General features: G+C 39.6%; 15 protein-coding genes, 10 tRNA genes and 2 pseudogenes. 5 read left to right on the top strand and 22 right to left on the bottom strand.

Annotation, left to right across the window (positions count from 1 at the left end):
• Window positions 1–65 precede the first annotated feature (65 nt).
• Entirely contained in the window at window positions 66–1,031 is a 966-nt protein-coding gene (locus AC0VZ4_RS07490) for an NAD-dependent epimerase/dehydratase family protein (protein WP_475441323.1), read from the top strand.
• A 388-nt stretch (window positions 1,032–1,419) separates the two neighbouring features.
• Here the strand turns inward: AC0VZ4_RS07490 and AC0VZ4_RS07485 are convergent.
• Window positions 1,420–2,494: pseudogene (locus AC0VZ4_RS07485) on the bottom strand (IS110 family RNA-guided transposase).
• 89 nt (window positions 2,495–2,583) lie between these two features.
• On the opposite strand from AC0VZ4_RS07485, the pseudogene AC0VZ4_RS07480 reads away from it, so the two are divergent.
• Window positions 2,584–2,703: pseudogene (locus tag AC0VZ4_RS07480) on the top strand (transposase); the annotation flags it as partial.
• A 339-nt stretch (window positions 2,704–3,042) separates the two neighbouring features.
• On the opposite strand, the gene AC0VZ4_RS07475 reads toward AC0VZ4_RS07480, so the two are convergent.
• The 21 genes from AC0VZ4_RS07475 to AC0VZ4_RS07375 all read right to left on the bottom strand — a co-directional run bounded on the left by AC0VZ4_RS07475 (window position 3,043) and on the right by AC0VZ4_RS07375 (window position 17,227).
• Window positions 3,043–3,132: transfer RNA gene (locus tag AC0VZ4_RS07475), tRNA-Ser, on the bottom strand.
• Between the two features lie 263 nt (window positions 3,133–3,395).
• Complete coding sequence (nadA, locus tag AC0VZ4_RS07470; protein WP_475441322.1) at window positions 3,396–4,436, bottom strand: quinolinate synthase NadA; 1,041 nt, start codon at window positions 4,434–4,436, stop codon at window positions 3,396–3,398.
• A gap of 141 nt (window positions 4,437–4,577) precedes the next feature.
• Window positions 4,578–4,653 (bottom strand) — tRNA-Lys (locus AC0VZ4_RS07465).
• A gap of 63 nt (window positions 4,654–4,716) precedes the next feature.
• A tRNA-Lys gene (locus tag AC0VZ4_RS07460) sits at window positions 4,717–4,792 on the bottom strand.
• Between the two features lie 83 nt (window positions 4,793–4,875).
• Window positions 4,876–4,951, bottom strand: a tRNA-Lys gene (locus tag AC0VZ4_RS07455).
• Window positions 4,952–4,975: 24 nt separating this feature from the next.
• Window positions 4,976–5,051 (bottom strand) — tRNA-Lys (locus tag AC0VZ4_RS07450).
• Between the two features lie 83 nt (window positions 5,052–5,134).
• Window positions 5,135–5,210 (bottom strand) — tRNA-Lys (locus tag AC0VZ4_RS07445).
• Between the two features lie 80 nt (window positions 5,211–5,290).
• Window positions 5,291–5,366, bottom strand: a tRNA-Lys gene (locus tag AC0VZ4_RS07440).
• 64 nt (window positions 5,367–5,430) lie between these two features.
• A tRNA-Lys gene (locus AC0VZ4_RS07435) sits at window positions 5,431–5,506 on the bottom strand.
• 60 nt (window positions 5,507–5,566) lie between these two features.
• A tRNA-Lys gene (locus AC0VZ4_RS07430) sits at window positions 5,567–5,642 on the bottom strand.
• Between the two features lie 171 nt (window positions 5,643–5,813).
• Entirely contained in the window at window positions 5,814–6,563 is a 750-nt protein-coding gene (ybgF, locus tag AC0VZ4_RS07425) for a tol-pal system protein YbgF (RefSeq protein ID WP_033031004.1), read from the bottom strand.
• A gap of 13 nt (window positions 6,564–6,576) precedes the next feature.
• Window positions 6,577–7,119 carry a peptidoglycan-associated lipoprotein Pal gene (gene pal / locus AC0VZ4_RS07420; protein WP_475441321.1) on the bottom strand — a complete coding sequence of 181 codons (543 nt, stop codon included), beginning with the start codon at window positions 7,117–7,119 and terminating at the stop codon, window positions 6,577–6,579.
• Between the two features lie 34 nt (window positions 7,120–7,153).
• Window positions 7,154–8,512, bottom strand: coding sequence for a Tol-Pal system beta propeller repeat protein TolB (gene tolB / locus AC0VZ4_RS07415; RefSeq protein ID WP_475441320.1), 1,359 nt, complete (start codon window positions 8,510–8,512; stop codon window positions 7,154–7,156).
• Window positions 8,513–8,521: 9 nt separating this feature from the next.
• Entirely contained in the window at window positions 8,522–9,448 is a 927-nt protein-coding gene (gene tolA, locus AC0VZ4_RS07410) for a cell envelope integrity protein TolA (protein ID WP_475441319.1), read from the bottom strand.
• Between the two features lie 4 nt (window positions 9,449–9,452).
• Window positions 9,453–9,884, bottom strand: a complete 432-nt coding sequence (tolR, locus tag AC0VZ4_RS07405) for a protein TolR (RefSeq protein WP_475441318.1) — start codon at window positions 9,882–9,884, stop codon at window positions 9,453–9,455.
• Window positions 9,871–10,575 (bottom strand): protein TolQ, encoded by a 705-nt coding sequence (gene tolQ / locus AC0VZ4_RS07400; RefSeq protein ID WP_007378886.1) that lies wholly within the window; start codon window positions 10,573–10,575, stop codon window positions 9,871–9,873. Before tolQ ends, tolR begins: the two co-directional genes overlap by 14 nt.
• Window positions 10,576–11,730: 1,155 nt before the next feature.
• Window positions 11,731–12,741, bottom strand: a complete 1,011-nt coding sequence (gene ruvB, locus AC0VZ4_RS07395; protein ID WP_007378887.1) for a Holliday junction branch migration DNA helicase RuvB — start codon at window positions 12,739–12,741, stop codon at window positions 11,731–11,733.
• A gap of 7 nt (window positions 12,742–12,748) precedes the next feature.
• Window positions 12,749–13,366, bottom strand: a complete 618-nt coding sequence (gene ruvA, locus AC0VZ4_RS07390; RefSeq protein WP_475441317.1) for a Holliday junction branch migration protein RuvA — start codon at window positions 13,364–13,366, stop codon at window positions 12,749–12,751.
• Window positions 13,367–13,368: 2 nt separating this feature from the next.
• Window positions 13,369–13,893: a crossover junction endodeoxyribonuclease RuvC gene (gene ruvC / locus AC0VZ4_RS07385; protein WP_007378888.1), complete on the bottom strand. Its 525-nt coding sequence runs from the start codon at window positions 13,891–13,893 to the stop codon at window positions 13,369–13,371.
• Between the two features lie 129 nt (window positions 13,894–14,022).
• Window positions 14,023–16,524 (bottom strand): ABC transporter permease, encoded by a 2,502-nt coding sequence (locus tag AC0VZ4_RS07380; protein ID WP_475441316.1) that lies wholly within the window; start codon window positions 16,522–16,524, stop codon window positions 14,023–14,025.
• Window positions 16,514–17,227 carry an ABC transporter ATP-binding protein gene (locus AC0VZ4_RS07375; protein ID WP_475441626.1) on the bottom strand — a complete coding sequence of 238 codons (714 nt, stop codon included), beginning with the start codon at window positions 17,225–17,227 and terminating at the stop codon, window positions 16,514–16,516. The genes AC0VZ4_RS07380 and AC0VZ4_RS07375 overlap by 11 nt, the downstream gene beginning before the upstream one ends.
• Here AC0VZ4_RS07375 and AC0VZ4_RS07370 point away from each other — a divergent pair, their 5' ends adjacent.
• From AC0VZ4_RS07370 to AC0VZ4_RS07360, 3 genes are all read left to right on the top strand, one after another.
• On the top strand, window positions 17,228–17,851 hold the full coding sequence (locus AC0VZ4_RS07370; RefSeq protein WP_033039186.1) for an arylesterase: 624 nt from the start codon (window positions 17,228–17,230) through the stop codon (window positions 17,849–17,851). It begins immediately after the preceding gene.
• Window positions 17,852–17,961: 110 nt separating this feature from the next.
• Window positions 17,962–18,038, top strand: a tRNA-Pro gene (locus AC0VZ4_RS07365).
• 79 nt (window positions 18,039–18,117) lie between these two features.
• On the top strand, window positions 18,118–18,621 hold the full coding sequence (locus AC0VZ4_RS07360) for a hypothetical protein (protein WP_096793379.1): 504 nt from the start codon (window positions 18,118–18,120) through the stop codon (window positions 18,619–18,621).
• Window positions 18,622–18,834: the final 213 nt, after the last annotated feature.

The raw sequence follows: 18,834 nt of genomic DNA, 5'->3' as shown, positions 1-18,834 counted from the left end.
TAATTTCTTTTAGTTTGAATTATAGCTAAGCTTATTCCATCAATCTAGTCATTAGGTAATTAAACATGAAAAATACACAAACCGCTCTAATACTTGGCGCAACAGGTGGCATTGGCAGCGAAGTAACTCACCAGTTGCTCCAAGTTGGCTGGCAGATTAAAGCGTTAAAACGTAATTTTGGAACAGTGAAAACACAAGGTAATATCCATTGGATTCAAGGCGATGCGTTAAATTTGGATGATGTTAGAAAAGCAGCGCAAGGTTGTAGCGTGATAATCCATGCCGTTAATCCTGCGGGTTATAAAAACTGGGGGCAATTAGTTTTACCCATGTTGAATAATACCTTACACGCAGCCAAAGACGTTGGTGCTTGTGTTGTGCTACCCGGCACGGTTTACAATTTTGGATCTGATGTTTTTCCATTTATTACTGAATATTCACCGCAAAACCCTATTAGCCGTAAAGGTCGTATTCGTGTGAATATGGAAAAAAAGCTGCTTGATTTTGCTAATAACAATGGGCGAGTCATTATTGTGCGTGCTGGCGACTTTTTTGGACCAAGGGCAGTCAGTAACTGGTTTTCCCAAGGTTTGGTTAAACCCAATAAACCGGTAAGCAGCATAAGTAACCCCTCGAAAGCGGGTGTAGGTCATCAATGGGCTTATTTACCTGATGTAGCCGCCACTATGGTCAAACTGATACAGCAACGTGAACAACTCGACGCTTTTGCCGTTTTTCATATGCAGGGTTTTTGGGACGAAGATGGCACGAAAATGGCCAAAGCCATTCGCGATGTCGTTAAAAAACAATCAGGAAAAATGCCACGTATTAGCGCGTTTCCTTGGTGGCTAATGTACCTAATCGCCCCATTTAACGAAACCGTAAAAGAAATGATGGAAATGAAATATCTATGGCAAAACTCGATCAAAATGACCAATACTAAACTGGTTCAACTACTAGGCGAAGAGCCCAATACGCCTATTGAAAAGGCGGTAGAAGCAACCTTAAGAAGTTTGGGCTGTTTAGAGTAAAGAGGCAAACAACAAATACATATATGGACGCTCCCTTGAAGTCAAGACGAGCTAATGTATAAACATAAAAATAAATGTTTTTCTTTAATTATCATGTATCTCATATCACAGTAATGATGCGTCACAAGCTTGCTAAAAAACAAAGGTACTGACATATATTCGAGCTATAGCGTCATGGTTATCATGCTCCTAATGAGCTTCGTACCAAGGGACCTAAAAAATATTCACCCAAGCGAGATTGAATCTCGTGTCTTTATCTGGTTAACCTTGGTTAGCGTGCGCTTTTTGTTTCATTATAAGTGAAGTACATACAGGATAAGCGTATGTTACGACTTAACTGCCCAAACACCCACTCAGGTTTTAAAACCTATGTCTTCGACGGGCTGTCTTAAGTCGTAAACTCGGGTGTGATTGACGTGTAAAATAGGCATAATTTAGCATCCTTGCGTGTATTTTGCACAGGCTGAGGAGAGTAGAGAGTTTGCTTGGTCAGCAATACCCACATCAGTCGCGCCAATCTGTGTGCGGTGGCGACCACGACACAATTAACATGTTTTTTCTCGCGTAATTGATTTATCCACTGGCTCAACGCATCGGTTTTATGGTGGCTTCTGGCGATAATGGCGCGCGCACCGTGAATAAGTTGTTTTCGTAAGTAACTGTTACCGCGCTTAGTAATACCAGACATTTTACTTTTATCGCCTGACGCGTATTGTTTAGGTGTTAAGCCTAGCCACACCCCGAGTTCTTTTGCGTTCTTAAATGCCTGACCGTTCCCAATAGATGCCGCATAGGCTGAGGCATTGAGTACACCCACGCTAGGAATGGAGTGAAGTATTTTAGCGTTTGCATCCCGTTTAACGTGTGCAGCAAGCATCGCTTCAATGGCTTTAATGCGTTTAACAAGGGTTTTGTACTCAGTGTAAATATCACTCACCATTGTACGTAATAATGGGCGAAGCTCAGAATCACTTTCTAACGCAATTATCCCTTGCTCAAACGCCTTAATACCGACAGGAAATACATACCCGAAATCGACCAATAAACCGCGTAATTGGTTGGTTACAGCAATGCGATTTTGTAGCAACCGCTCGCGTATTTTATGAAGCGTGAGTATTTCTTGCTGGGCTTCGGTTTTTATGGGAACGAATTTAATATTAGGGCGTAAGCTGGCTTCATAGATAGCAAGGGCATCGTTACTGTCATTTTTATTACCGCGAACAAAGGGTGTAACGTGTTGTGCAGGGATAAGGTCAACGGTATGACCGTAAGACGTAAAGACTCTTCCCCAATAGTGAGAAGAATAACAGGCTTCCATCACGGCACGGTGGTGTATTTGCCATGAAGGCATTGAGTTTAGGTCTGTTTAAGCGTTTATTGCACTCCCTTTTATGGTTAGAATTAAAGCCAGCGACTTGGAATACATTTTTTGCCAAATCAATTGATAATGCGCTACTTTTCATGGTGGAGGTTCCCTTTAACTGAGTGTGAGTTATAACCAGTTTGGCGCATTGACGCCGTTTTGGGGAGCGTCCATCTCATCACCCATCCTAAACTTTCGCGAGTATTTCATGGTGCATTAGGGAAACCGACTTCACAAGCAAGTTACTGTGAAAATTTAAACCGAAAACGGCGAGCGAATATCAGTAACTGCGAAAAGCTCCTCGCATAATACCAATCTGCTTATGAATGGGGTCTATTGAACGTTAAGAAAATTACGCTAGAACTAGGCAAAAGTTTTTGTATCTAGTTGTTCTAAATAAAAAATTTTAACGACGTTATAGTGCAATTTAATTCGTTAAATTGATCAAAGATTTATGCAGGTTGGTATAAAAGCACTACATATGAATAATACAGAGGAAAACATTTGATATGCCTCAACAAATCAAGTTTAAGTAGATTGAATTAACAACATACTCCAAATTACTTTGTCGCGCCTAACCAATCGTTGAGCAGAGTTTACTTTACATTAAAAAGCCCAGTTAAATTAATAACTGGGCTTTAAGAATAATGGTGGAGGGAGAGGGATTCGAACCCTCGTTAGGGATAAACCTAAACACACTTTCCAGGCGTGCGCCTTCAGCCACTCAGCCATCCCTCCACAGTGTAGCAATTGTATAATGCAACGGCACGCTATAGTATGAAATAGGCCCACAAGGTGCAAGCCATTTTTAAATATGAACCTTCAAGTGCTTATTTATCAAGCAACCACTTACGTTTAAGTATAAAAAAACGGCTAAATTCAAGATTTAACCGTTTTTAATTTAAACTTTAAAATTACTTAACCTGAACTCTGATCAAGAGATTTACTAACGTATTGAATATGATGATATTTAAATTTATTTTCTCTAGCCAGAGTTCAGGTTACTTAGCCATACTCACGGTAAATTCAAGCATGCGATTAAGTGACTTAAGTGCGCCTTCGCGTAAATCCATATCAACAAATACTTCTTTGCCTTTAGGGTCAATTAGGGCTTCCTCAATCGCTTTTAAGCCATTCATTGCCATCCAAGGGCAATGAGCGCAACTTTTACATGAAGCGCCCTCACCTGCCGTTGGAGCCGCGAAAAACTCTTTATCTGGGCATAGTTGCTGCATTTTATAAAAAATACCGCGATCGGTTGCAACAATAAATTTATTATTGGGCATTGTTTGCGCAGCTTTTATGAGTTGGCTCGTTGATCCTACTGCATCGGCAAGTGCAACAATTTCTGCTGGCGATTCTGGATGAACTAATACGCCTGCATCTGGGTGTAGCGCCTTCATATCTTTTAAAGCTTTAGTTTTAAATTCGTCATGTACAATACATGCCCCATTCCACATAAGCATATCAGCACCGGTATTTTTTTGAATATAACTACCAAGGTGCTTATCTGGTCCCCAAATGATTTTTTCGCCTTGCTCATCTAGGTGCTCTACAATTTCAAGTGCACACGATGACGTTACAATCCAATCGGCACGCGCTTTGACCGCAGTAGAGGTATTTGCATATACAACAACTTTACGATCTGGGTGCTCGTCACAAAACGCCGAAAACTCATCAATAGGACAGCCAATATCAAGCGAACATGTTGCTTCAAGCGTTGGCATAACAACCGTTTTATTTGGCGTTAAAATTTTAGCTGTTTCGCCCATAAATTTTACGCCCGCAACAATAATCATATCGGCATCGTGACGTGCGCCAAAACGTGCCATTTCTAGCGAATCTGCAACGCAGCCGCCGGTTTCTTCAGCAAGTGCTTGAATTTCAGGATCGGTATAATAATGGGCAACAAGTACTGCATTTTTATCTTTTAGTAATTGCTTTATACGCGCTTTATATTCGCCTTGCTCGTCTTGTGTTAACGGTGCTGGCTTAGGGGGAAAGATATAACCTTCAGGCATAATAGTTTGAGCTAGACTCATGTTCTCGACCACTTATCTACAGTGCATTAATTAGGGCGAATTATACGAGAATATCAAAGCAAATAACAGCAAACTAGCGAGGCTGTTTATAAAAAATAAAGTGGGAATTTAAAAAAGAATATAAAGGAAAGTATTAGAGAGTGGTGGGTCATGATGGATTTGAACCATCGACCAATTGATTAAAAGTCAACTGCTCTACCAACTGAGCTAATGACCCGCTCTAATTTAAATTTGCTTTGTAAAAAGCTGCGTAAATCCGCCGATTAAAACTTTCATAGAATGGTGGGTTATGATGGATTTGAACCATCGACCAATTGATTAAAAGTCAACTGCTCTACCAACTGAGCTAATAACCCGCTCTATGCACTTATTCAGTTAAGAATGAAGTTTACGTAAATCCGCCGACTGATGCCAAACAGTATTCACAATGAATAAAGAATGGTGGGTCATGATGGATTTGAACCATCGACCAATTGATTAAAAGTCAACTGCTCTACCAACTGAGCTAATGACCCGCTCTTATATAAATTTTCATAGAATGGTGGGTTATGATGGATTTGAACCATCGACCAATTGATTAAAAGTCAACTGCTCTACCAACTGAGCTAATAACCCGCTCTATGCACTTATTCAATTATGAATGAAGCTTGCGTAAATCCGCCGATTGATACCAAACCGTATTCACAAGGAATAAAGAATGGTGGGTCATGATGGATTTGAACCATCGACCAATTGATTAAAAGTCAACTGCTCTACCAACTGAGCTAATGACCCGCTCATGCACCTATTTAAAATAAATAAGCTTACGTAAATCCGCCGATTGATACCAAACCGTATTCACAAGGAATAAAGAATGGTGGGTCATGATGGATTTGAACCATCGACCAATTGATTAAAAGTCAACTGCTCTACCAACTGAGCTAATGACCCGCTCTGATATAATTGTCTGTACTAAAGTCTAATTTAAACCATTATATTATTTATAAATATAAAATGGTGGGTCATGATGGATTTGAACCATCGACCAATTGATTAAAAGTCAACTGCTCTACCAACTGAGCTAATGACCCGCTCTAATTTAACAACTTTAAATACTACGTAAATCCGCCGATAAAAGACCATTTTAAAAATGGTGGGTTATGATGGATTTGAACCATCGACCAATTGATTAAAAGTCAACTGCTCTACCAACTGAGCTAATAACCCGCTCTTTTTGCCGCATTTCGAGTGGGGTAACCATTCGTTTGCTGCGGGCGCTTATAATACTTATTTATAAAATGAGTGCAACCGAAATTGTCTCTTTTTTTAAGTTTTCATGCCTAGTTGACCAATTTTAGACCGCTTATGACAAAAAGCAGTCTAATCAAGCCGATTCAATTATTTTGATAAGCGTTCTGTGGCCAATTTTGCAGCAGTTGTACTTGGATACTGATTAACAAGATCATTCAGAATTTTTAGAGCTTCCTCTGCTAAACCTTGCTCTTGCAAAAGTGTTCCTAGCTTTAACATTGCATCTGGTCGTTTATTTGAATTAGGAAATTCATTAACGACCACGCTAAAGTGCTCTATTGCTTTTACTGGCGTATTTTTAATCGTCAGCAATTGCCCAAGCCAATAATGTGCATTAGATGCATAAACTGAGTTTGGGTATGACGTTAAAAAAGTTTGAAACTCAGGAATTGCTTGATCATAACGCTTATCCTTCATTATAAGCGCTACAGCACGCTCGTATGCTTCGTTTTCAGATAAATCATTACTGTATGTCTGTGCATCACTTGGTTGCGTATAATCAGCTGCAGGCGCTACAGCAGGTTGTGCATATGCTTGGCTTACGCGATTTTCAATTTCTTGATAAAGTTCGCGTTGACGCTGTAGTACTTTTTCAAGCTTATAGCTTTGTTCTTCAGTTACGCCACGGATTTGACTCACTTCATCTTGTAATAGATTAAGTTGTTGCTGTAACTCTACTTGTAAAAAATTACGCGACTGCATCATGCTCTCTAATGATGCTAAACGCTTCTCAATACTTGATTGTGAACCTGCAGCTTCTGAAACAGGAGCGGGAGCAGCCATTAACTGGGTGCTCCCGCTCAATATCATGGCTGCCAAAATAAGTTTCGGCTTCATAATATCTCTTATCTTAGTAAACAAGTACCGCACGGCGGTTTTTAGCGAAAGCTGATTCAGTGCGAGATTTAACCATTGGCTTCTCTTCACCGTAGCTTACTACTGACATTTGGCTAGCTGAAACACCTAAACTTTGTAAGTATTTCTCAACCGCTTGGCCACGGTGCTCACCTAGTGCAATATTGTACTCTGGCGTACCGCGCTCATCTGCGTGGCCTTCAATTAGTACTTTAACTGATGGATTTTGAACTAAAAATTCAGCATGAGCACGAAGTAAGTCAGCGTATTTGCCTTCAACTGTCGCTTTATCAAAATCAAAGTAGATTACTTGCTCTTGGCGTAGTGCTTCGTATTTTTGACGAAGCTGCTCTTCTGCTTGTTGCTCAGGAGAGATTGTAGCCACTTCAACTGTGTCTGTATTTGTCGATTGCTCAACAACAGCTTCATTTGTTTGATTTGCAGCACTTTCATCAATATCCGAAGATGAGCTACAAGCTGCTAATGTCATTACTGGCACAGCAATTAGCAGGCCTTTAAGTATTTTGTTAAGTTGCATTAAGTAGATTCCTATTTTGAGTAAACCAGTAATATTACTGTAAATATGGCGACCAAGCTGGCGCCTTTACTTGTCCGTCAAGCACAGGTAAACGGGCTTTAAAGCGACCGTCCATTGATACCAGCGCGAGTACCTGTTTATTATTATGAAGCGTGCTATAAATAATCATCGAACCATTTGGTGCTATGCTCGGTGATTCATCTAGGCGAGTTCGCGTTAATACTTGAAACGCACCCGTAGCAAGCTCTTTCTTAGCAAGATGGTACTGCCCGTTGGTACGGTTAACCATCACTAATTCTTTACCGTCTGGTGTTATCGAACCCGCAAGGTTCATATCACCATCAAAGGTCAATCGCTGTGACCTACCAGTTTTTAAATTTAACTTATAAATCTGAGCATTACCACCCCTTTCAGAGGTAAACACTATATCTTGACCATTTGGATACCAAGATGGTTCAGTATCTATACTACGATGTCGCGTAAGACGTGTTTCTTTGCGTGTTGCCAAGTCTAATAAGTAAACTTCTGTAGCACCCGTTTTGTCTTTAGAAAGCACTAAAAGAAGCTTTTTACCATCTGGCGAAAACTGCGGAGCACCGTTAATACCGCGATAACTTGCAATAACTTCACGCTTACCGGTATACAAATCTTGAATATAAATTTGGCTTTGACGGTTCTCAAATGTCACATACGCTAATTTTGTGCCATCAGGTGACCAAGCCGGTGACATTAGTGGCTCTTTCGAACGTAGTAACACCTGTTCGTTAAACCCGTCATAATCTGATACAACAAGCTGATAAGGCTTATCATCACCATCACGTACAATTACGTACGCAATCTTGGTTAAAAAAGCACCTTTCTCACCCGTTAATTTCTCATAAATGACATCACTAATACGATGTGAATAACGACGGAAACCACTTATGCCAATAACACTATCTCGTGCTTCTAAAATATGATCTTGGCTTTTAAGTAACTTACCATTACTCATCATTTGCGTTTCACCACCCGTGATTTGACCACGAATAACATCGACTAACTCATAACGAACTAAATAACGCCCATCAGTCTGTTGCTCAACTTCACCAACAAGTATCGCTTCAACACCTTTATTAACCCAAGATGCATAATCAATGTCAGCATCTTTGTTTGGTTGTTGCGGCATTTGTATAACATCTACAGGCTTAAACTTACCACTACGCATGAGATCTGCAGCAATAACATCACTTATTTTTTCAGGAATTGGGCCAACACCATTGTATTTAAACGGCACAATTGCAATAGGTCTTGCACCATCTACACCTTCCGTTATTACAATTTCAAGGGCTGCGTTAGCAATGCCCTGAAAACCAAATAACAGCACTAAACAGGCAATTTTTACTTTGTTGAACATATCATTCCTTTAAAATTCTGGCTTGATTGTTAAATTAATATTCTTAAGTTGTTCGAATACGTCTTTGTCTTTAGATACCGGTAATGTGTCAGCCATACGAACAGCCCTAAGTGCAGCCTCACAGACTAGTTTATCGCCGCCTAATGATTTAACTTGTGTTACTAAACCATTAAAGCCTAAACGAATATTTACTCGGCACTGCTGATTTTTCATTTTCTCGTCGATCAGTAAGTTCTGCTGAATACGCGCCATAATTAGAGCGCGATATTTATCAACTTCACCCACGACTTGTTGTTGACGTATTTTACTACGCGCAGCCTGCTCTTTAGCAAGTTGTTCTTGTAACATTTGTTCTTGTAGGGCCTGTTGACGCTGTTGTTCAGCCTTTTTAGCACGTTCTTTAGCCTCTTCATCACGCTTTTTACGTTCATCTTCAGCTTTTTTAAGTGCTTCTTCCTCAGCTTTACGCTTATCGGCAGCTGCTTTTGCTGCACTTTCAGACTCTTGCTTTTGTTTTTCGGCTTGTTTTGCTTTAGCACGTTCCTTTTGTTCTATTGCGCGTGCTTTTTTAGCTTGTGCTTGCGCCTCGGCTGTTTCTTTTTCTTTAGCCTTACGTTCTTGCTCTAATTTCTTAATATGACGGGTTTCTGACTCGCGCTGTTTGCGCGCATTTGCAGCTCTGCGCTCTAAATCACGGATGCGTTTGTCTTCTGCCTTTTTTTTGTCTTTTTCTTGCTTTTTGAGTTCAGCTATTTTCTGCTCAACCATTTTTTGGTCAACTGTCACAGCTGACACCGCTTTATCAACATCAGGTATAGCTTTATTAAGCGTTACTTCCATAACCTTTGGTGCTGGCGGGTGAATGTTTGCCGATGCATATAAAAAACCACCCAGCGCTACATGCAAAACTACTGATTTAATTAATGAACTACTCATACCGTTATTTTGTCCCTTCGAAGGATTCTGTCATTAATCCAACTGACGGTACACCGGCACTTTTTAAAAAGTCCATTAAGAGCAATACCTCTTGGTATGATACTTTTCCAGATCCCTTTATCATTACAGGTACATCAGGATTTTTCATTAGCTGTAACTTAATCACAGCCGCTACATCAAGCGCCTCCATCGGAGCCTCTGGATCAGTCCCTACACTAACGTAATATTTACCTTGTGCGTCAATCGAAGCAATAATAGGTGGCGCATCTTTAGTATCAACTAAATCTGACTCCGTCATTTTAGGCAAGTTGACTTTAACACCATGTGTAATAAGTGGCGCTGTTGCCATAAATATAATCAGTAGCACCAACATTACATCAATGTAAGGAACTACATTAATTTCTGCGACCGGACGGCGCTTCTTACGCTGATACATTCGCTTGGGCCTCTATTTGTGTAGCTGCTTGACGGTGTAAAATATTAGCAAACTCTTCCATAAAATTAATGTAGTGAGATTCTAGCTTTTCAACTTTATTAGAAAAACGGTTGTAAGCAATAACAGCAGGAATAGCTGCAAACAAACCCATTGCTGTGGCAATAAGTGCTTCTGCTATACCAGGTGCTACCATCTGCAACGTAGCTTGTTTAACTTCACCTAATGCTATAAAAGCATTCATAATGCCCCATACAGTACCAAACAAGCCTATATATGGGCTAATTGAACCCACTGTCGCTAAAAATGATAAGCTTGACTCTATTTTCTCTATTTCTCGAGAGAGTGCCACGCGCATAGAGCGGTGTGTACCTTCCATTACAATACTCGCACTTTGAAAGGTATTTTTCTTATGTCGTGCAAACTCTTTAAAACCGGCTGTAAATAGAGCTTCAATACCTTCAGATTGACCGTTACGTGATGAAATTTCGTTATATAGCTTACTTAAATCAATACCAGACCAAAATTTTTGTTCAAACTTTTTAGCACTTGCTAACGCATCTGATATTGCTTTTTTACGCTGAAAAATAATTGCCCATGACATTACAGACATAGCAACTAGCCCTAACATTACTAGTTGAACAAGCAAACTGGCTTCTAATATTAAATCCAAAAAATTAAGCCCTGATCCCACGTGAAACTCCTAAATAGTATCAAAATACGTCAAATTGATTGATTTGTGTAAATATGACCGCTCGTGCAGCCAAAAGTTGCACATAGTGTATCGAGTCCATTTCAAACTGACAACGATATTGCTATGAATAAGCAACAAAAAACGTTGAAATAACCTTTATTTCGCAATTATCTAGCAAAAGAATTTAAAGCCATTTCCGCTATTTAATAATGCGCTCAAGATATGCTTAAATATACAAGTAAAACACCATAAAACGCCTCATTTATTCAAAATCACTGCATAAACACTCAAAAAACTTAAACAAAATCTAAAGGTGATAGTAAAACTAATAGCGACAAGCAGTACAAAATCAAACTTAATCACTAATTTTCATCAACTTACAAACAGAAAAAAACATTAATGAACAAGTTTTAAACAACCAGAAATTTCATTGCATTAGTTTTTATAATCCGAAATTATAAATTTTCTAGTTTGAATAATAAATATATATTGCGTATTATCTCCCCATACCGAGCTGGCACTGAGTGAAATAGCTTCATTAAGCAAAGTTCTTAGTAATAGGATATTTTATCGTATTGCATTGTTTTACATTTTTAGGATAAAACCTAGTTGTGTAAAATGTAGTTCCCCAAGATTACTTCCTTCAACTTGTTGTTTACCCGCATTTTTTGCGGTTTTTTTTTGCCAAAAAAATTGAAATCATTTAATAGCAATTTGCTTAATTGAGTGATCTATTTTGAGGTAAGAAAATCGTATCGATAATAAGGCAAAAATTTCGTTATTTAGTTGTTATCACTCATTGCTACTGCATTGCTCTGCATCCATGCAGTCGTATATCAGAAATTTTTAACACTGTTAACGTCAGATTTAATCCCCCTAATTGATTAAGTATTATTGCAAACTAAACAACACTGTAACAGCCTAATACGATAACGGCTATGCAATATACTCTATCTATCGAATAGCCCGCAGCATAGCCACGCAAGTCTTAACGCTCTGTGAATTAAGAGTTAACTGATTATATAGTGGGTAAAATTGTAATAACTTGGTTTAGAGTAACTATGTGAAAATATGGTGGGTAACATTATAAAATTAGGTATACGCGCTTGCTGTACATTTACTTATGCAAGCGCAAGTGATTAATTGAAATTTAGATTAAGTCGTCTTTTTTGGCATTAATCCAAAGTGATGGTATGCACTGTCAGAGACTATTCGCCCGCGAGGTGTGCGCTGAATAAATCCTTGTTGGATCAAAAATGGTTCTATCACATCTTCTATTGTTTCGCGCTCTTCGCCAATAGCAGCCGCTACATTGTCGAGCCCTACTGGGCCGCCCATAAATTTTTCAATTATCGCGAGTAAATATTTACGGTCCATATAATCAAAACCACTTTTATCTACGTCAATCATATCAAGGGCTTGCTTAGCTACATCGGCGTTTACTGTGCCGTCAGATTTTACTTGAGTGTAATCGCGTACACGGCGCAATAAGCGGTTTGCAATACGTGGTGTACCCCGCGAGCGCTGCGCGATTTCGGTAGCGCCATCGTCACACATTTCTAAATCAAGGTAATGTGCTGAGCGCCCTACTATGTGCGATAAATCTTCTACAGAATAAAACTCTAATCGCTGCACAATTCCAAAACGGTCACGCAGTGGCGATGTAAGTGAGCCTGCTCGTGTGGTTGCACCAATAAGTGTAAATGCAGGTAAGTCTAATTTAATAGAACGCGCAGCTGGGCCCTCACCAATCATTATATCAAGCTGGTAGTCTTCCATTGCGGGATACAGTATTTCTTCAACTTGCGGGCTTAGTCTGTGTATTTCATCTATAAACAGAACGTCGCCTTCTTCTAAATTGGTCAGTAACGCAGCTAAATCGCCTGCTTTTTCAAGTACAGGGCCTGATGTTGTTTTAATGCTTACGTGTAATTCGTTAGCGACAATATTTGCAAGCGTGGTTTTACCAAGCCCAGGTGGGCCAAATATTAATAAATGATCAAGCGCTTCACCACGGGTTCGGGCAGCTTCAATAAAAATTTCCATTTGCTGCTTAACATGAGGCTGGCCTCTGTAATCGGCTAAAAGCTTAGGCCTTATTGCACGATCTATAGAGTCTTCATTTGTTTTTTCAGTCGCATCAATTAAGCGATCCGCTTCAATCATGGGTTACTCACAACATAGATTTTAAAGATTCTCTAATAAGAACCTCAGTAGACATATCGGGTTTACTTATCGATTTTACGGCTTTTTGAGCTTGTGGCAATTTATAACCTAATGCAAGCAGTGCCGATACGGCATCATCCGCTGCATTATTAGCAATTGTCGCATCGCTCATAGGCTCTATTACTGCGCTGTCGCTAAATGGCGTAAATAAATCATTACCCCAATCTTTTAGTCTGTCTTTCATTTCGAGTACTAAACGCTCGGCCGTTTTTTTACCTACACCGGGTAATTTAACAAGCGATGTTGAGTCTTCGTTATTTACACAACTTACAAATTGCTTTGCCGACATGCCCGATAAAATAGCTAAGCCAAGTTTTGGCCCTACGCCATTTGCTTTTAATAGCTCTCTAAACAAAGCACGTTCAACTTTATTATTAAAACCAAATAATAGTTGAGCATCTTCACGCACTACAAAGTGAGTGTAAACAATCGCATTTTCACCAATTTTTGGTAAATCGTAAAAACAGGTCATTGGCATTCGTACTTCGTAGCCTACACCACTTACTTCGAGTAATATTTCTGGTGGCTGTTTTTCGACTAAAATACCATTTAAGCGGCCTATCATAATTATTTCCTTAAACGTCCTCTAACGGTTTTGCTTGCGCTGCCCGCTAGTTTAATTAAATTTTGTTCTGAATGGGCGTGGCAAATCGCAATAGCGAGTGCATCAGCTGCATCGGCCTGTGGCGTACCGGGTAGTTTTAAAATATTTTTTACCATGTGTTGCACTTGTGTTTTATCTGCGCCACCGTTGCCTACTACTGCTTGCTTAATTTGCCTAGCTGAATATTCAAATACGGGTAAGTCGGCCATTGCAGCGCCAACAATCGCAGCGCCTCTAGCTTGGCCTAGTTTTAAAGCTGAATCGGGGTTGTGCGCCATAAATACTTTTTCAATGGCAAAGGTTTCTGGCGAAAACTGCTCAATAAGCTGTGTAATGCCTTGGTAGATCATTTTAAGCCTAATCGGAAAAGGATGATCGGCTAACTTAATACAGCCACTGCCTAAGTATGTAAATTTAGAACCTTGATGGGCAACAACACCATATCCGGTCAAACGTGAACCAGGATCGATCCCTAAAATAATGGCCAAACAGCGCTCCATTGTTATTATTTTTAAATTACGCTAATAATGCCAGAGCACTGTATAAATTACCAGTACAAAGAAAAACAAAAATGCCCACAAACTAGGTGGGCATTTACAGGAGCATGTTAGTTTAGCTTACCCTAGGGCACGCACTAACCCTTGGGTGTTTTGTTTAAGTGTTCGGGCAATCATTAAATAACCTAAACCTGCCACAAATACGCCACCAGCTACCGGCCCAATAACCCATATATGCGGATGCAACTTACCTGCTAGGTCAAACATTTGTTGCTGCACAATCAAAAGCGCTATATCGCTAAAAAATACGGCAACTAAACCAGCTAAGCCACCTAGTAATAAAAACTCATACAAGGTCGCATTTTTAATTAATCGGCTTTTAGCGCCAAGCGTTCTAAGTATGACAATTTCTTGCATACGCTCACCTAAACTAGCTTGCACTTGCGATATAAGTACAAGCGCGCCACACAGCACAACAATTGCAAGTACAAAACCAATGGCGAGTGATACTTGCGAAATAGTTGTTTGTATTTGCTTAACAAAGTTATCAATATCAATGGCTGTAATAGTAGGGTAAGTACGCAATAACTGGCTAAAATCACGCTTTTGATCTGGGTTTATACGTACCGACGAAATATACGTTGCCGGAAAATCTGCAAGTACATCTGGGCTTAAAATAATAAAAAAGTTAGGTTTAAGCGTGGCCCAATTAACTTTGCGCACACTGGTGATTTTAGCATCGAACGACTGCGAACCAATTAAAAATGTAAGCGTATCGCCTATCTCAACATCTAAACGCTCAAGCATCGACTCCTCTACTGAAGCCTCAGCCGTCGCATTTTCACCAAACCACGTGCCTTGTGTTACTTCATTTTGATCAGGCACATCCTTAAGCCATGTAAGATTTAGCTCACGACCAATACCTGCACGTGCTTCTTCGTCTTTTTTCTCGTTGTCTTGCAACGATACAGAACGCGCTACCAACTCGCCGTTTACCGCATTTACACGTCCACGAATAGTGGGATAAAACTCCGATACCTGAATATCTTTTTGAGCTAAATATTCATTAATTGGCTCGAGCTCATTTTGCGTAATATTAACTAAAAACGCATTAGGTGCATCGTTTGGTAGTTGCGACTGCCAATCAGATATCATATCGTTTTTAAGTACCACTAAAAACAGCAGTAATTTAATCGCTAACGAAAAGCTAATTAACTGTACCGCGTTCACATTTGCACGCTTTTGAATAGACGCAATTGCAAGCGACCAACTATTACCAGGTTTTAAGCCAAGCTTTCGACCGCCACCAAATATTAATTTAGATACTAAAAACAGCACACCAATTAGCGCAAGTGTTGATATAAACAAAATAAGCGTTATTTTTATGTTGTTGCTAAATAACCACATTAATAAAAACACGGTTAGCGCACTCATACCTAAATGCACACGACTTACTGCCAACTTGTCACCTAAGTTACGGCGCAGTACTCTAAGCGGCGGAATATCAAATAAATCAAATAATGGTTTAATAGAAAACATAACAGCACAAATTACGCCGGTGCTTATAGCCACCAGCCAAGGTTTAAAGCCACCTAAGGGTAACTCTGTGCCCATACTTTTTGATAAGTAACTTGTTGCTATTTCTTGCAAACCATAACCAATTAACAGCCCTATACTTACCGCCATTGCACATACAAGCAATAAATGCAGCATGTATATTTTGCGGATCATTGAGCGGCTACCGCCGAGCGTTTTCATCATCGCTACTGGGTCGTATTGGCGTTCACAATAACGTTTTGCTGAAACAGCTATAGCCACTGCAGCCAAAATAATACCTAATAGGCCGGCAAGTAATAAAAAGCTCTCTGCGCGGTTTAAACTGTTTGAAATGGGTGATTGGCGGTCTTTAACGCCATACCATTGTTGGTTTTCTTTCATTTGTGGTTTAAGCCACTCGTAAAAGCTATTTATGTCGGCCTCACTACCTGCATAAAGTTGGCGGTAATAAACACGACTACCTGGCTGCACAACTTCGGTTTTTGCCACATCGTCAATATTAATGAGTACACGACGGCTACTCGAAAATACATTAAATGGCGCGTCTGGCTCTTCTACAATAACTTTTGAAACATTAAATAATGCAGCGCCAAGCTCTACTTGCGCGCCTATATCAATATTTAAACTGTAAAATACCGATTCACTTAGCCACACATTACCCGGCGTTGGTCCGCTATTAGCAACTTTAGTTTCACCGGTTAGGGTATCTTTAACTTTTAACTGCCCTTTTAGCGGGTACGCATTAGATGCCGCTTTTACTGAGCTAAACTGCATTTCATCATCGGCAAACAACATAGTGTCGAAATACACCATTTGCGCTGTTTTTAAATTTTGGCTCTGTGCTTGAGTAATAAAAGCAGTGTCGAGAACATGATCGCTGGCAAGTACACGGTCTGCTGCAATAAAAGCACTGCTTTTTTGCGCAATACTTTGCCCTATTCGCTCAGTAACCATCGACAATGTAAGCACGGTTAACACAGCAAGAGCGATAGCTGCGCTTATAACTGTTAGCTCACCACGGCGAAATTCTCGCGAAAATAACTTAAGCGCTAACTTAACCCACATCGGCAACGTCCTCTACTTGGCTTTTTACCAGTAAACCCGCTTCTATTTGAATAATATGCTCACATTTTTGTGCAAGCCCTTCATCGTGAGTAACTAAAATAAGCGTAGTGCCATGTTGAGTATTTAAATCAAATAATAAGGATTCAATCATTTTACCGTTTTTGCTGTCTAAGTTAGCCGAAGGCTCATCAGCAAATAGTATTTTAGGTGTACCAATAAATGCTCGCGCAATAGCAACACGTTGCTGTTCACCGCCAGAGAGTTGCGACGGGTAATGATCAATTCGATGGCTCAAGCCTACTTTTTCAAGCAAAGCAATTGCTTGCTCTTTCGCATCACTTTCGCCAGCAAGTTCTGCTGGTAGCATAACGTTTTCTAGTGCCGTTAAGCTTTGTACTAACATGAACGATTGAAACACAAATCCAATTTTAGCCGCGCGCAGTGCAGCACGCTCTTCTTCATCTAAATTGTGTAATGGCTCACCATCTAAAAATATTTCGCCGCTGCTGGCGGTATCCAGCCCTGCTAATAAACTGAGTAACGTAGATTTACCAGAGCCTGACGTGCCAACTATAGCAACAGACTCACCATGCTTGACATTAAAGCTGATGTCGCTGAGGATGGGCAGCTCACCTTCAAAGGTAGAGACTATTTTAGATAAACCATTAACCTGAATTATATTTAATTGAGAAAGCGCTGACATATGACTCATTCAATCCTTCGTTTAGTATTCATTTTATTTTTAGTTATCAAACCGCTGAGCGCAGCAGCCGACAACACGATTTTAATACTCGGTGACAGTTTAAGCGCAGCCTACGGACTTCAACAAGAAGAAGGCTGGGTAAAATTGTTACAAGATAAATACGATGACGAACACGCCGACATTGAACTTATCAACGCCAGTATTAGTGGCGAAACATCTGGTGGAGCCCTACGCCGTTTAGATGCATTGCTTGAGCAATACGAGCCCACTCATGTACTTATTGAGCTAGGTGCTAATGACGGTTTACGTGGTTTCCCAGTAAAAAAAATGCAAACTAACTTAACGTCTCTTATTCAAAAAAGCCAAGCAGCTAATGCGATGACCGCCTTAATGGAGATTTACATTCCCCCTAATTACGGCCCGCGTTACAGTAAAATGTTTACTGACACTTTTTCGCGCGTTAGCGAAGAGACAAGTGCGCATTTAATGAACTTTTTTATGCTAAACATTGCCAGCCAAGCTGAGCTAATGCAAAACGATAGTTTACACCCTAACAAAAAAGCTCAGCCAATAATACGAGATGAGATGTATGACTCGATCAAAAAGTGGTTAAATAAAGACTAGCCAATTAGTACATCGCAAGAGTGCTATTTTAGCGTTCTTGCGTAATAAACATCCAAACAAACAATCGCTTATTGATTTTTAAAAAAATACACGTACTATTGCATACAAATCGGTATGTGGCGCAGCTTGGTAGCGCACTGTCATGGGGTGGCAGGGGTCGAGAGTTCGAATCTCTCCATACCGACCATTTAAATTCTATTTATTTCAACTTGTTATAAATTAAACTCTCTCCTTTATCGCACTATTAAATTATTAGCAGGACTAAATTGAACTCAGGTGCATATTTTGAAACTCAGATAGGTTTTGCTTTAGTTCAGCTTTTGCCTATTTTCCCGATAGCACTGCTTTTATTTATATTATTTAAATTTTCTGACGTTACTCAATATATTTCAGAGATTTTAAAAATAAGTAGCAACAAATTTCTTTTGGGTTTTGGTTTTTTATCTTGCGTTTTGGTATCGGATAGTATCTTTGGTTACTTTAAAGTTTCACATTTACGCCAAATCATTGATGAGAAAAAGTATCAGATGGTAGTTGGATGCGTGAAACATTACAATTCTGAGACTTCACCAACAAACTACCGTACGGAAACGTTCGTAATCGAAAATACAAAATTCCAATTTAGCAATTACACTCAAAGTTTATATTTTACTGGCGATGATCATACCGATAACTTCATCACTGAAGGCCAGTGTATGGAAATCAGTTATGTCAGAGACGGTCAGAAAAATCACATTTTTAAAATCGTCCCGTTAACGAGGCGTGACTAATGTCCGCAATTGGGACTAAGCAGCGGGTTGACCTGACCCGATAAAGTAGACATTGAGTAGCTAGTTGATTTAACTCGTACCATCTAAGTAATATGATAAAAGAAGTTTTTTAGTTTTTATATAAAAACAATCTTCGCTTCTAATAATACTCTTAATTAGCAATAACTTACCCTTTTACTATTAATAGAAAAGACTAAAATAAGAACCCTACCA

This window comes from Pseudoalteromonas sp. QJM3NY_22 (genome assembly GCF_056173065.1).
This window is presented reverse-complemented; position numbering and strand designations above follow the sequence as displayed.

Excerpts from the sequence above, each read along its gene's own strand:
- ruvA (WP_475441317.1), bottom strand. The coding sequence starts at position 13,366 with ATGATAGGCCGCTTAAATGGTATTTTAGTCGAAAAACAGCCACCAGAA.
- AC0VZ4_RS07370 (WP_033039186.1), top strand. The coding sequence starts at position 17,228 with ATGACTCATTCAATCCTTCGTTTAGTATTCATTTTATTTTTAGTTATC.
- pal (WP_475441321.1), bottom strand. The coding sequence starts at position 7,119 with ATGCAACTTAACAAAATACTTAAAGGCCTGCTAATTGCTGTGCCAGTA.
- AC0VZ4_RS07375 (WP_475441626.1), bottom strand. The coding sequence starts at position 17,227 with ATGTCAGCGCTTTCTCAATTAAATATAATTCAGGTTAATGGTTTATCT.
- tolA (WP_475441319.1), bottom strand. The coding sequence starts at position 9,448 with ATGAGTAGTTCATTAATTAAATCAGTAGTTTTGCATGTAGCGCTGGGT.
- AC0VZ4_RS07490 (WP_475441323.1), top strand. The coding sequence starts at position 66 with ATGAAAAATACACAAACCGCTCTAATACTTGGCGCAACAGGTGGCATT.
- nadA (WP_475441322.1), bottom strand. The coding sequence starts at position 4,436 with ATGAGTCTAGCTCAAACTATTATGCCTGAAGGTTATATCTTTCCCCCT.
- AC0VZ4_RS07380 (WP_475441316.1), bottom strand. The coding sequence starts at position 16,524 with ATGTGGGTTAAGTTAGCGCTTAAGTTATTTTCGCGAGAATTTCGCCGT.
- tolB (WP_475441320.1), bottom strand. The coding sequence starts at position 8,512 with ATGTTCAACAAAGTAAAAATTGCCTGTTTAGTGCTGTTATTTGGTTTT.
- tolR (WP_475441318.1), bottom strand. The coding sequence starts at position 9,884 with ATGTATCAGCGTAAGAAGCGCCGTCCGGTCGCAGAAATTAATGTAGTT.
- ybgF (WP_033031004.1), bottom strand. The coding sequence starts at position 6,563 with ATGAAGCCGAAACTTATTTTGGCAGCCATGATATTGAGCGGGAGCACC.
- ruvB (WP_007378887.1), bottom strand. The coding sequence starts at position 12,741 with ATGATTGAAGCGGATCGCTTAATTGATGCGACTGAAAAAACAAATGAA.